This window comes from Cupriavidus necator N-1 (assembly GCF_000219215.1).
Lineage (GTDB): Bacteria > Pseudomonadota > Gammaproteobacteria > Burkholderiales > Burkholderiaceae > Cupriavidus > Cupriavidus necator.
The window spans coordinates 259602-272008 of the sequence record NC_015723.1; the positions used below are offsets into that span (position 1 = coordinate 259602).

Annotated in this window: 12 protein-coding genes; all 12 read left to right on the forward strand. The window is 67.8% G+C overall.

The genetic code is table 11. The features are described 5' to 3' along the window. The first annotated feature begins 23 nt into the window (after nt 1-23). Nucleotides 24-1106 (forward strand): protein-glutamate methylesterase/protein-glutamine glutaminase, encoded by a 1083-nt coding sequence (locus CNE_RS19270; RefSeq protein WP_013951943.1) that lies wholly within the window; start codon nt 24-26, stop codon nt 1104-1106. Between the two features lie 88 nt (nt 1107-1194). Next, a complete protein-coding gene (gene cheY, locus CNE_RS19275) occupies nt 1195-1581 on the forward strand; it encodes a chemotaxis response regulator CheY (RefSeq protein ID WP_011616433.1) in 387 nt (128 codons plus the stop codon). Between the two features lie 17 nt (nt 1582-1598). After that, nucleotides 1599-2231, forward strand: a complete 633-nt coding sequence (gene cheZ / locus CNE_RS19280) for a protein phosphatase CheZ (protein WP_013951944.1) — start codon at nt 1599-1601, stop codon at nt 2229-2231. Nucleotides 2232-2794: 563 nt separating this feature from the next. After that, nucleotides 2795-3475, forward strand: a complete 681-nt coding sequence (locus CNE_RS19285; protein WP_013951945.1) for a CsgG/HfaB family protein — start codon at nt 2795-2797, stop codon at nt 3473-3475. Nucleotides 3476-3502: 27 nt separating this feature from the next. Then, the gene (locus tag CNE_RS19290; protein WP_013951946.1) at nt 3503-3877 is read left to right on the forward strand and encodes a DUF4810 domain-containing protein; all 375 of its coding nucleotides are present in this window, start codon (nt 3503-3505) and stop codon (nt 3875-3877) included. Then, on the forward strand, nt 3874-4533 hold the full coding sequence (locus CNE_RS19295) for a DUF799 domain-containing protein (protein ID WP_013951947.1): 660 nt from the start codon (nt 3874-3876) through the stop codon (nt 4531-4533). The genes CNE_RS19290 and CNE_RS19295 overlap by 4 nt, the downstream gene beginning before the upstream one ends. A 239-nt stretch (nt 4534-4772) precedes the next feature. Then, nucleotides 4773-5915 (forward strand): flagellar biosynthesis protein FlhB, encoded by a 1143-nt coding sequence (gene flhB / locus CNE_RS19300; RefSeq protein ID WP_013951948.1) that lies wholly within the window; start codon nt 4773-4775, stop codon nt 5913-5915. Beyond that, nucleotides 5912-7993 (forward strand): flagellar biosynthesis protein FlhA, encoded by a 2082-nt coding sequence (gene flhA, locus CNE_RS19305; RefSeq protein WP_013951949.1) that lies wholly within the window; start codon nt 5912-5914, stop codon nt 7991-7993. The genes flhB and flhA overlap by 4 nt, the downstream gene beginning before the upstream one ends. Before the next feature lie 10 nt (nt 7994-8003). Continuing rightward, on the forward strand, nt 8004-10334 hold the full coding sequence (gene flhF, locus CNE_RS19310) for a flagellar biosynthesis protein FlhF (RefSeq protein ID WP_013951950.1): 2331 nt from the start codon (nt 8004-8006) through the stop codon (nt 10332-10334). Between the two features lie 11 nt (nt 10335-10345). Further along, nucleotides 10346-11140, forward strand: a complete 795-nt coding sequence (locus CNE_RS19315) for a MinD/ParA family ATP-binding protein (RefSeq protein ID WP_013951951.1) — start codon at nt 10346-10348, stop codon at nt 11138-11140. Between the two features lie 96 nt (nt 11141-11236). Beyond that, complete coding sequence (locus CNE_RS19320) at nt 11237-11953, forward strand: RNA polymerase sigma factor FliA (RefSeq protein ID WP_013951952.1); 717 nt, start codon at nt 11237-11239, stop codon at nt 11951-11953. Next, on the forward strand, nt 11953-12390 hold the full coding sequence (locus CNE_RS19325; RefSeq protein ID WP_041228771.1) for a flagellar protein FlhE: 438 nt from the start codon (nt 11953-11955) through the stop codon (nt 12388-12390). Before CNE_RS19320 ends, CNE_RS19325 begins: the two co-directional genes overlap by 1 nt. The last annotated feature ends 17 nt before the right edge of the window (nt 12391-12407 follow it).

Below are 12407 nucleotides of genomic sequence, written 5' to 3' on the forward strand. Positions count from 1 at the left end.
AACCAAACCAAGCACGATCAATCATGACTGCCGCCAAGATCAAGGTGCTCTGCGTGGACGATTCCGCGCTGATCCGCAGCCTGATGACGGAGATCATCAACAGCCAGCCCGACATGGAAGTGGTCGGCACCGCGCCCGACCCGCTGGTGGCGCGCGACCTGATCAAGCGCCTGAACCCGGATGTGCTGACGTTGGACGTCGAAATGCCGCGCATGGACGGCCTGGACTTCCTGGAGCGCCTGATGCGGCTGCGGCCGATGCCGGTGCTGATGGTGTCGTCGCTGACCGAGCGCGGTTCCGAGATCACCATGCGCGCGCTGGAGCTGGGCGCGGTGGACTTTGTCACCAAGCCCAAGCTGGGCATCCGCGACGGGCTGCTGGAATACACCCACACCATCGCCGACAAGCTGCGCGCCGCGTCGCGCGCCCGCGTGCGCGCGGCCGCGCAGCCAGCCGCGCCGACAGCGGCCGGCGCCGAGCCCGTGCCGATGCTGCGCAGCCCGCTGCTGTCGACCGAAAAGCTGATCATCCTGGGCGCCTCCACCGGCGGCACCGAGGCCATCAAGGAATTCCTGATGCCGCTGCCGCCCGACAGCCCCGCGGTGATGATCGTCCAGCATATGCCGGCCGGCTTCACGCGCTCGTTCGCGCAGCGGCTGGATGGCCTGTGCCGCATCACGGTCAAGGAAGCCGTGCACGGCGAGCGCGTGCTGCCCGGCCATGCGTACATCGCGCCGGGCGATTCGCACCTGCTGCTCGCGCGCAGCGGCGCCAACTATGTCGCGCACCTGTCGCAGGAAGCGCCGGTCAACCGCCACCGCCCGTCGGTCGACGTGCTGTTCGATTCGGCCGCGCAGCATGGCGGCAAGAACGTGATCGGCGTGATCCTGACCGGCATGGGCAAGGACGGCGCGCGCGGCATGCTGCGCATGCGCGAGGCCGGTGCCTACAACCTGGCCCAGGACGAGCACACATGCATTGTGTTTGGCATGCCGAAGGAGGCGATCGCCACCGGCGGCGTGCATGAAGTCGTGCCCTTGCCGGCGATGACCCAGCGCGTGATGGCACGCCTGGCCACATACGGCACGCGCGCGCAGCGGGTGTAAACGAAATCGGGCCGAGCGGGGCGCGCATGCCGGCGCGCAGCGCTCGTCCTGGCAACAAGCCAACACTGTATTTTCTGGAGCCCTCAAAGTGGACAAGAGCATCAAGATCCTGGTCGTGGATGATTTCCCGACCATGCGCCGGATCATCCGCAACCTGCTCAAAGAGCTGGGTTTCGTCAACGTCGAGGAAGCCGAGGACGGCGCCGCCGGCCTGGAGAAGGCCAAGGATGGCAGCTTTCAGTTCGTGATCTCGGACTGGAACATGCCCAATATGGACGGCCTGACCATGCTGCAGGCGATCCGCGCCGACGCCAATATCGGCAAGATCCCGGTGCTGATGGTGACCGCCGAAGCCAAGAAAGAGAACATCATCGCCGCGGCCCAGGCCGGTGCCAACGGCTACGTGGTCAAGCCGTTCACGGCCGCCACGTTGGACGAGAAGATCACCAAGATCTTCGAGAAGCTCGGCGGCTGAGGCGGAGGCGCGTTTCCATGACCCCGACCCTGAGCAATGATTCCGCCGAGCAACTGATCCTGCGCATCGGCAACCTGACGCGGATGCTGCGCGACAATATGCGCGAGCTCGGCCTGGACAAGGAGATCGAACGCGCCGCGCAGGCCATCCCCGATGCGCGCGACCGGCTGAACTACATCGCCGCCATGACCGAGCAGGCCGCCGAGCGCACGCTCAACGCGGTCGAGCTGGCGCAGCCGATCCAGTCCGGTATCGAGCAGCAGGCCGAAACCCTGGACAAGCGCTGGGACGCCTGGTTCGAGCAGCCGGTGGAGCTGGCCGACGCCCGTTCGCTGGTGCTAGACACCCGCGCCTTCCTGTCCGAGGTGCCCGCCCAGGCCCGCGCCACCAACAGCCATCTGCTCGACATCATGATGGCGCAGGACTTCCAGGACCTGACCGGCCAGGTCATCAAGAAGATGATGGACATGATCCGCGCGCTGGAGCAGGAGCTGCTGCAGGTGCTGATCGACAACGTGCCGTCCGAGCGCCGCGTGGAAGCGCCGGCCGCCACGCTGCTGAACGGGCCGCAGATCAGTCCGGAGGGCAAGCCGGACGTGGTTTCGGACCAGGCGCAGGTGGATGATCTGTTGGCCAGTCTGGGGTTCTGAGAGCCTGGTGAGCTGAGCTCTCCCGCCGGTTTGCTCCCCTCTCCCGCCTGCGGGATAGGGGCAGGGCGTGAGGGCAGGCGCGTGCCTCGCGGCAAGGCATTTCGTTTATCGGCGCCCCGCCCTCAGCGGGGCGCTGCCGTCAACCTCCACCTCCTGTCGGGCCGGCGCCCTGGGCGCCCAAGGAATGTGAACGATTGTGATGGCGTGTAGGTGGAGCTTCTCGCGTGCGCTAGGCTGAAGCCCTTTGCGGCGCCGGATTGCGGGTGCGCGACGGCCTAGGTCATGCTCGGACTGGCTGCCACATTGCCCCGACGAACTGCGGAAATGTCCGCCACCCGATTCGGAATCCTCCGATCCCGACGCCAGACTGGGCTGGGTACAGTGGCTAGCCTTGGCCTCCTCTGGCGGGCGCCGCCGAATCGTCTGCGCTCCCGCGCCGTCGAAGACTGACCAGCGAGGTGACGCCCGGCTGCCCGGTCACCCGCCCGAACGGGGCGGAGTATCGACTTGCTGCTGTGCCAGAGCATGAATGTAGTGTTGACCCAACTGAAGGAGAAGATCGCATGAACAAAGTGACGGCCATATCCCTGGTCGCCGCGGCCGGGCTACTCGCCATGCTCGGCGGCTGTGCCACCGAATCGTCCACGGCGCTGCCGGTGCAGAAGGTCGAGAGCGCCAGCCGTCCCTACGCCGGCGTCCGCACGCCGATTTCGGTCGGTAAATTCGACAACCGTTCGAGCTACATGCGCGGCGTGTTCTCCGACGGCGTCGACCGGCTGGGCGGCCAGGCCAAGACCGTGCTGATCACGCACCTGCAACAGACCAACCGCTTCAATGTGCTCGACCGCGACAACATGGACGAGATCAAGCGCGAGGCAGCCATCAAGAGCCAGGCTCAGCGCTTGAAGGGGGCCGACTACGTGATCACCGGCGACGTGACCGAGTTCGGCCGCAAGGAAACCGGCGACCACCAACTGTTCGGCATCCTGGGCCGCGGCAAGTCGCAGGTGGCGTATGCCAAGGTCGCGCTCAACGTGGTCAATATTGCGACCTCGGAAGTCGTGTTCACCGCCCAGGGCGCGGGCGAGTACTCGCTGTCGAGCCGGGAGGTAGTCGGCTTTGGCGGCACGTCCAGCTATGACTCGACGCTCAACGGGAAGGTGCTCGACCTCGCCATGCGCGAAGCCGTGACCAATCTGGTCAGCGGCATCGAAAGCGGCGCCTGGAAGCCCGTCACCCCCTGATTCCAAAAACCCAGTCAAGGACAAATCGTGAAGACATTGTTCCAGCCGCAGCGCCTGGCGGTGCCTGCCCTGGTCGCAAGCGCATTGCTGACAGGCTGCGCGGCTCCCGCCAAGCCCCTGTATCAGTGGGAAGGCTACCAGCCGCAGGTCTACCAGTACTTCAAGGGCGAACCGAAGCAAGCCCTGATCGAGGTGCTGGAGCGCGACCTGCAGAAAATCATGGCGGCCGGCAATACCCCGCCGCCCGGCTACCACGCGCACCTCGGCATGCTGTATGTCGATATCGGCAAGGATGACGAAATGGTCCGCGAATTCCAGACCGAGAAGGCGCTGTTTCCCGAGTCGGGAGCCTATGTGGACTTCCTGCTGAAGAACGTCAAACGCAAGGGAGAGAAGAAATGAGCAAGCTGTTCCATCGCGTCCTGATGCTGCTGGGCGTCGCCATGCTGGCAGCCGGCTGTGCCGCGCCGACGAAGAACGTGGATTACGCCGCCTTCAAGGAAAGCCACCCCCGCTCGATTGTGGTGCTGCCGCCGCTGAACAACTCGCCGGACGTGAAGGCCACTTACGCCATGCTGTCGCAGGCCACACAGCCGCTGGCGGAATCCGGCTACTACGTGCTGCCGGTCGCGCTGGTTGACGAGACCTTTCGCCAGAACGGGCTGACGATACCGGGCGACATCCACGCGGTGGCGCCCGCGAAGCTGCGCGAAATCTTCGGTGCGGACACCGCGCTGTACATCACCGTGACCGACTATGGTCCGAAGTTCCAGGTCGTCAGCAGCACAACCGTTGTCGCCGCCGAAGCGAAGCTCCTGGACCTGAGGACGGGCAAGACGCTCTGGACCGGACAGGCGTCGGCTGCCAACAATCAGTCGGGTAACGCTGGCGGTGGGTTGATCGGAGCGCTGATCGGGACGGCCATTGCGCACGCGATCAGCAGCGTGTCGGATGCCGCCTATGGGGTGGCCGGCAGGACGAGCCAGCAACTGCTCTCGGCGGGTACGCCTGGCGGCATCCTGTATGGGCCGCGGTCGCCGAAGTACGGCACGGACTGACTATCATGGCTCTGGTTTTGTGAGGGGACCGGCCTGACGTAGTTCGCGCGGGCATCTCCCGATGCCCGCCTCCCCATCCACGCCTAAAGTCCTCCCAATCAGGCGCCGTTAACGCCACCAGGCCCCTGATTTCCCAAACAACACCCAATTCCGCCGCCTTTTCCCATGAATGGGAAGGCTGTCCCGCTTCGATAATCCCTGCTGACGAATAGCGGCCTGCCGCTTCGCACGGAGCATGGATGTCCGAAGAAAGCGACCTCGAGAAAACCGAACCCGCCTCACCCCGGCGCCTGGAAAAGGCGCGCGAGGAGGGGCAGGTGGTGCGTTCGCGCGAGCTCGCCACGTTCGTCATGCTGATTGCCGGCGTGACCGGCCTGTGGACGCTGGGCGGCCATCTGGGCCGCAGCCTGAACCAGGTGATGCAGGGGGCGCTGCGATTCGAGCCGGCAACGGCGTTCGATACCTCACGCATGCTGTCGCGCTTTTCCATGATGGTGTGGGACAGCCTGCTGGCCTTCCTGCCGCTGCTGTTCCTGTTCGGCGTTGCCGCGCTGGCGGCGCCGTTGCTGCTGGGGGGCTGGGTGTTCTCGGGCAAGTCCTTCGCGCCGCAGTTCTCGCGCCTGTCGCCGCTGGCGGGGCTGGGCCGGATGTTCTCCGCGCATTCGCTGGTGGAGCTGCTCAAGGCCGTGGCCAAGTCGCTGCTGGTGGGCAGCGTGGGCGCCTGGGTGCTGTGGCGACGCCTGCCCGAGGCCATCGCGCTGATGAATGCGCCGGTGCAGGAAGCACTGCTGCACATGGTCGACCTGGTCATGAATTGCTGCCTGGTGGTGTCGCTGTCGCTGCTGGTGGTGGCGGCCATCGACGTGCCGTGGCAGTACTGGGAGTACTTCAAGAAGCTGCGCATGACCAAGGAAGAGGTCAAGCAGGAATTCAAGGAAAGCGAGGGCGACCCGCATATCAAGGGCCGCATCCGCCAGCAGCAGCGCGCCATGGCGCGCCGCCGCATGATGACCGAAGTGCCCAAGGCCGACGTGGTGGTGACCAACCCCACCCACTTTGCCGTGGCGCTGCGCTATGAGGAAGGGCGCATGGGCGCGCCGCGCGTGGTGGCCAAGGGCACCGGCGATATTGCCGCCCGCATCCGCGAGCTGGCCGCCGAGCACCGCGTGCCGCTGATGTCGGCCCCGCCGCTGGCGCGTGCGCTGCACCGCCACGTGGAGCTGGGCCAGGAAATCCCCGCCGGACTCTATACCGCCGTGGCCGAAGTGCTGGCCTGGGTCTATCAACTGAAGCACTGGCACTACTCGCAGGGCCCGCAGCCGCAGGCGCCCGCGGACCTGCCGGTGCCCGATGAACTCGCCGTACCGGAAATGCGCGAATGAACGCTCTGAGCAACCTGTTCAACCTGCCCGGCCTGCGCTCCGCCGGCCAGCTCAAGGCCATGACCGGTCCGCTGCTGATCATCATGATCCTGGGGATGATGATCCTGCCGCTGCCGGCCTTTGTGCTGGACCTCCTGTTCACCTTCAATATCGCGCTGGCGATCATGGTGCTGCTGGTCAGCATGTACACGCAGAAGCCGCTGGACTTTGCCGCCTTCCCGGCGGTGCTGCTGTTCACCACGCTGCTGCGCCTGTCGCTGAACGTGGCGTCCACGCGCGTGGTGCTGCTCGAAGGCCATACCGGCCCGGACGCTGCCGGCAAGGTGGTGGAGGCATTCGGCCACTTCCTGGTGGGCGGCAACTTCGCGGTCGGCATCGTGGTGTTCGCGATCCTGGTGGTGATCAACTTCATGGTGATCACCAAGGGTGCGGGCCGTATCGCCGAAGTGGGCGCGCGCTTTATGCTGGATTCGATGCCCGGCAAGCAGATGTCGATCGATGCCGACCTGAACGCCGGCCTGATCGACGAAGCCGCCGCCAAGAAGCGCCGCGCCGAAGTGGCGCAGGAGTCCGACTTCTACGGCGCCATGGACGGCGCCAGCAAATTCGTGCGCGGCGATGCCGTGGCGGGCCTGCTGATCATGTTCATCAACGTTGCCGCCGGCATGGTGGTGGGCATGGTGCAGCACGACCTGGACTTCGGCACCGCCGTGCACAACTACACGCTGCTGACCATCGGCGACGGCCTGGTGGCGCAGATCCCGGCGCTGGTGATCTCCACCGCCGCCGGCGTGATCGTGTCGCGCGTGTCGAACGAGCAGGACGTGGGCGAGCAGCTCACCGGCCAGCTTTTCGCCAACCCGCGCGTGCTGTACCTGACCGCGGGCATCATCGGCCTGATGGGCATCATCCCGGGCATGCCGCATTTTGCCTTCCTGCTGCTGGCGGGCGTGCTGGTGTGGATGGGCCGTTATATGTCGCGCCGCGCCGCCACGCAGGAGCAGGTCAAGCAGCGCGAGGAGCGCACCCCGGCGGTGGCGCAGGAATCCACTGAAGCCAGCTGGGACGACGTCACGCTAGTCGACCCGCTCGGCATGGAAGTGGGCTACCGCCTGATCACGCTGGTGGACCGCGCGCAGGACGGTGAGCTGCTGGGCCGCATCAAGAGCATCCGCAAAAAGGTGGCGCAGGAGATCGGTTTCCTGGTGCCGGTGGTGCATATCCGCGACAACCTGGAACTCAAGCCCAACGCCTACCGCATCACGCTCAAGGGCGTGGAGATCGGCCGCGGCGAAGCCATGCCGGGGCAGTGGATGGCGATCAACCCCGGGCAGGTCAGCGGCACGCTGCCGGGCGCGGCCACGCGCGACCCCGCCTTCGGCCTGCCGGCCGTCTGGATCGACGCGGGCATCAAGGAGCAGGCGCAGTCCTACGGCTATACCGTGGTCGATGCCAGCACGGTGGTGGCCACGCACCTGAACCACCTGATCCACATGCACGCCGCCGAGCTGCTGGGCCGCCAGGAAGTGCAGGCGCTGCTGGACCGCATCGCCAAGGACTCGCCCAAGCTGACCGAAGACCTGGTGCCGAAGGCCATTTCGCTGACCGCGCTGCAGAAGATCCTGCAGAACCTGCTGGACGAAGGCGTGCCCATCCGTGACATGCGCACCATCCTGGATGTGGTGGCCGAGCATGCGCCCAAGATCAGCGACCCGAACGAGCTGACCGCGATGGTGCGCGTGGCGCTGGGCCGCGCCATCACGCAGCAGCTGTTCCCGAACAACGCCGACCTGCAGGTGATCGGCCTGGATGCCGGCCTGGAGCGCGTGCTGTCGCAGGCTCTGACCAATGGTGGCGGGATCGAGCCGGGCCTGGCCGATGCGTTGCTGCAGCAGACCCAGGGCGCGGTCACGCGCCAGGAACAGATGGGCATGGACCCGGTGCTGCTGGTGCCGTCGCAGCTGCGCCCGCTGATGGCGCGCTTCCTGCGGCGCACCATGCCGCAGCTGAGGGTGCTGTCGCATGCCGAGGTGCCGGACAACCGCAATATCCGCATCACCGCCATGATCGGCGCGTGAGGAGTCATAGATGAGCGTAGCCAAGTTTGTCGCGGCCAACGGCCGCGAAGCCATGCGCCAGGTGCGCGAAGCCATGGGTCCGGACGCCGTGGTGCTGTCCAACCGCACCATCGAGGGCGGCGTGGAGATTGTCGCCATGCGCGATACGGATCTGGGCAGCGTGCAGGCCACGGCGCAGGTCTACGTGCCACCCGCGCCGGTGGTCGAGCCCGCCGCCATCAGCGACCTGCGCGGTGAGCTGCAATCGATGCGCGCGATGCTGGAGCGCCAGCTGGCCGGGATCAACCCTGCCCCAAGCGCGGTTGCAAGCGCGGCAGCGCACGGCGTGGCCGCCAGCGACCCGCTGCGCGAATCCCTGTTTGAATGGATGGTCGGCGCCGGCTTCTCCGGGCAACTGGCGCGCACGCTGCTGGCGCGGCTGCCACTGGGCTACGACCGCCCCGCGGCCATGGGCTGGATCCGCACCGAACTGGCCAGCAAGCTGCCGGTGCTGGGCGACGAGGACAGCCTGTTCGCGCAAGGCGGCGTGCTGGCGCTGGTGGGTCCCACCGGCGTGGGCAAGACCACCACCACGGCCAAGCTGGCGGCGCGCTTCGTGCTGCGCCACGGTGCCGACAAGCTGGCGCTGCTGACCACCGACAGCTTCCGTATCGGCGCGCACGAACAGCTGCGCATCTACGGCGACATCCTCGGCGTGCCGGTGCATGCGGTGAAGGATGCCGCCGACCTGCGCTTCGCGCTGGCGGCGATGAAGGACAAGCACCTGGTGATCATCGACACCGTCGGCATGAGCCAGCGCGACCGCAGCCTGTCGGAACAGATCGCCATGCTGGCCGGCGTGCCCGCGCCGGTGCAGCGCGTGCTGCTGCTCAACGGCGCCAGCCACGGCGATACCCTCAATGAAGTGGTGCATGCCTACCGCCATGACGCCGCGCCCGATGGCGGCGGCATCGACGGCTGCATCATCAGCAAGCTGGACGAAGCCACCCACCTGGGCTCGGTGCTGGACGTGGTGATCCGCCATCGCCTGCCGGTGTTCTACGCCTCCACCGGCCAGCGCGTGCCCGAGCACCTTGAGCTGGCCAACAGCACCGCGCTGGTGGAGCGCGCCTTCCTGACGCCGCGCCGCGGTTCGGTATTTGCCGATGCGGACGCCGCACGCCGGCGCAGCGCCGGCACCGATGACGAGGTGCCCGCGCGTGGCGGCGCCGACGAGGTGCTGCGCTCGCTGACCGACAGCGCGGACGCGCTGAGCCAGTGCGTGGCAGAACTCAATGGCGCGGGCCTGGGCCTCGACCTGGCCCGCTCGCTGTGGCAACAGCGCGGCGCCGACGCCCCGGCCCTGCGCGCCATGTCGCAGCAGGTGCGCGAGGCGGTCTGCCGCGACGTGACCCGCCAGTGCGAGCAATACGTGCTGGCCAGCGCCGCCACGCTGCAAGTGGCCGTGCCCGGCCGCCGCACGCCGCAGCCGATGCAGCACACGCTGTGGTTCGCCGACCGCGACGGCATGCCGCTGGCCGCCACCGTGACCCCGACCGGCCGTGCCGGCCATCCGCTGGGCGAAGCCGAGTCCGATGCCGCCAGCCTGCGCGCCGCCATGAGCGCCGCGCGCAAGGTGGTCAACCTGATTGATGCCATACCGTCCGCCGCCATGCTGGCACGCTGGCAGCAGGCCGGCGAGCGCTGGGTGGCCAGCGCGCGCAAGACCGCGCGCGTAGTCAGCGCCGGCGCCGCCTGGAAGCTCGATGCGCTGGCCGACACGCTGACCTTCCACGCCGTCGGCGAGGACACCGTGCGCGAGCGTGAAGCCGTGCGCTGGCTGGCCAGCGCCGAAGTGCGCGTACCGGACAGCCCGGTGCGCGGCAAGGGCACCCCCGAAGGCGGCATCGATGCCTGCCTGGTGGTGGCCCGCCTGGCCGACCGCGCCACCGGCGAACTGCTGGATACCCGTTACCTGCTGTGCGACCCGGCGCTGGCGCAGGATGCCGCGCAGGTGGCGCGCTGGGCCTTGTGGACCGACGCAGCCGATGCGCGCCTGCGCACGCTGCGCCACGCCATCGACCACTTCGCCCAGGACGCCGAAAGCGGCCACGCCGCCGGCGCCGCGCTGGCCGCGCTGCAACTGGGCCTCTCGGTGCTGCGCTTGGAACACGCGCCGACCGCGGCCGCGCCCGCCTTCCTCGCGCGCCTGGCTGGCCGCACGGCGCGCCAGGGCGCGCCGGTGCCGGGCACGGTGCTCAATGAAGGCATGGGCCGCATGCTGGCATTGCTCGACGTGCTGGAAAACTATCCGGGCCGCGGCACCGCCGTGTCCGCTGAAGCCATGGAGGTCCTGCAGTGAGCGCCCTCGCCATGGACCAGGCCGAGAGCCTGCGCCGGATGCTGGCGCCGCGCACGACGCGCCGTATCGCCGTGGTCGCCAGCGAAGGCGGTGCCGGCGCGACCACCGTGGCCCTGGGCTTATCGCACGCGCTGGCCATGCAGGGCGAACGCGTGCTGCTGGTCGACGAAGACGCTGCCGCGGCGCGCGCCACGCGGCTGTCCGGCGCCAGGCCCGCCGGCACCCTGGCCGATGTCAGCGCAGGCCGCCTGCCGCTGGAAGCTGCTGCAGGCACCGGTCCCGGTGGCGTGCTGTCGGTACTGCCGGCTGGCCGGCCTGTGCCGGGCAGCGCCTTGTCGGCTGCTGCCGCGAGTGGCTTTCGCAGCGTGCTGGTGGATGCCGGCGTCGATGCCGACGGCGCGCTGTCGCCGCTCGCGGGCGGCGCGCACAATGTGCTGATCGTAATGCGGCCTGAGCTCGCGTCGATCACCGCCGCCTACGCCTGCATCAAGCGCCTGCATCACCTGTATGCCTGGCGCCAGTTCCACCTGATCGTCAACATGGCGGCGAGCGAGGCCACGGTGCAGGCGATCCTGCGCAATCTAGCGCGCACGGCCAGCCAGTACCTGGGCGTCGAGGCGTTGTGCGCGGGCTGGTTGCCATCCGACCCGCTAGTGGCGCGCGGCGTGCAACTGGGGCGCTGCGTGGTCGAGGCGTTTCCGGCGGCGCCGGCCACCACCGCGCTGCGCCGCACCGCCGGCAGCATCGGCGCCTGGCCGCTGCGCGCGGACGCGTCCGCCCCCGTGCCCGCAGCCGCAATGGCGTGAGCCTGCCAGTTATGCCATCTCACCGAACCAGACCCTGAGCCAGCCCCCGCCCACGTTGTGGCGGTCCAGCAATCCAGCATTCACGAGAATTGCACCATGTACACGATCCAGGGAAAGCTCGAACAGGCCGATGTGGTCAAGGCGCATGCACAGCTGGTGCGCCGCATCGCTCTGCAACTGGCCGCCAGGCTGCCTGCCAGCGTGCAGATCGACGACCTGATCCAGGCCGGCATGATCGGCCTGCTGGATGCCGCCAAGCGCTATGAAGACACCCACGGCGCGCGCTTTGAGACCTATGCCAGCCAGCGCATCCGCGGCGCCATGCTTGACGAGGTGCGCGCCAACGACTGGCAGTCGCGCAGCCTGCGCCAGTTCACCCGGCGCATCGAGCGCACGCAGCGAGGGCTGGAGCAGAAGCTCGGGCGCGCGCCGGTCGACTCCGAAGTGGCCGAGGCCATGGAGATGGCGCTGGACGAATACCAGTTGCTGCTCAATGAGGTCTATGGTTGCCAGCTACTGCACTACGAGGATTTCGAGCGCTCCGGCGAAGAAGACTTCCTGGACCGGCACCTTGGCGGCAGCGATGACGGCAACCCGCTGACCGTGCTGATGGAAAGCGGCATGCGCGAGGCGCTGATCCGCGCCATCGACCGGCTGCCCGAGCGCGAGAAGCTGGTGCTGTCGCTGTGCTACGACCAGGAGCTGAACCTGCGCGAGATCGGCGCGGTGCTCGATGTGACCGAGTCGCGCGTGTGCCAGATCCGCGGCCAGGCGATCACGCGGCTGCGCAACCAGTTGCGCGGCTTGCTGTGATGCAGAGGATGGGCCGCGCCGCGCGCGGCGCTTGCTGCCTGCTGGCTGCCGTATCGGCCTGCGCCTGGGCCGCCATCGAGGGCGGCACCCGCCATGCCTGGACCGGATCGGTCAACGGGCCGGCACTCTACGGCCGCGGACAGCGTGCTGTGTCGCCGCCGATCCTGCCCATCGGCGTCTTGCCGCAGTCAGAAGGGGTCATCACGTCGGTGCGCTGGCGCTACAGCTTCGCCAAAACCCCACCCCTGGAACTGCAAGCCTATCTCTGCAATGCCCAGCGCTGCGTGCTGCTGCCGCAGGCGGAAGGCAAGACCGATGCGTTCTTCGGGGATGATGCCACCAAGGGCTTTGTATTCGCGTTCCGGGTGCCGGGGCAGGGTAGCCTGGTGCCGGTGCTGCAGGGGCGCAGCAATGAGTTGGTGGTGGGGTTTCGGTAGGAAAGAACGGAACATCA

Excerpts from the sequence above, each read along its gene's own strand:
- CNE_RS19325 (WP_041228771.1), top strand. The coding sequence starts at position 11,953 with ATGCAGAGGATGGGCCGCGCCGCGCGCGGCGCTTGCTGCCTGCTGGCT.
- CNE_RS19295 (WP_013951947.1), top strand. The coding sequence starts at position 3,874 with ATGAGCAAGCTGTTCCATCGCGTCCTGATGCTGCTGGGCGTCGCCATG.
- CNE_RS19285 (WP_013951945.1), top strand. The coding sequence starts at position 2,795 with ATGAACAAAGTGACGGCCATATCCCTGGTCGCCGCGGCCGGGCTACTC.
- cheZ (WP_013951944.1), top strand. The coding sequence starts at position 1,599 with ATGACCCCGACCCTGAGCAATGATTCCGCCGAGCAACTGATCCTGCGC.
- flhB (WP_013951948.1), top strand. The coding sequence starts at position 4,773 with ATGTCCGAAGAAAGCGACCTCGAGAAAACCGAACCCGCCTCACCCCGG.
- CNE_RS19315 (WP_013951951.1), top strand. The coding sequence starts at position 10,346 with ATGGACCAGGCCGAGAGCCTGCGCCGGATGCTGGCGCCGCGCACGACG.
- CNE_RS19320 (WP_013951952.1), top strand. The coding sequence starts at position 11,237 with ATGTACACGATCCAGGGAAAGCTCGAACAGGCCGATGTGGTCAAGGCG.
- CNE_RS19270 (WP_013951943.1), top strand. The coding sequence starts at position 24 with ATGACTGCCGCCAAGATCAAGGTGCTCTGCGTGGACGATTCCGCGCTG.
- flhF (WP_013951950.1), top strand. The coding sequence starts at position 8,004 with ATGAGCGTAGCCAAGTTTGTCGCGGCCAACGGCCGCGAAGCCATGCGC.
- flhA (WP_013951949.1), top strand. The coding sequence starts at position 5,912 with ATGAACGCTCTGAGCAACCTGTTCAACCTGCCCGGCCTGCGCTCCGCC.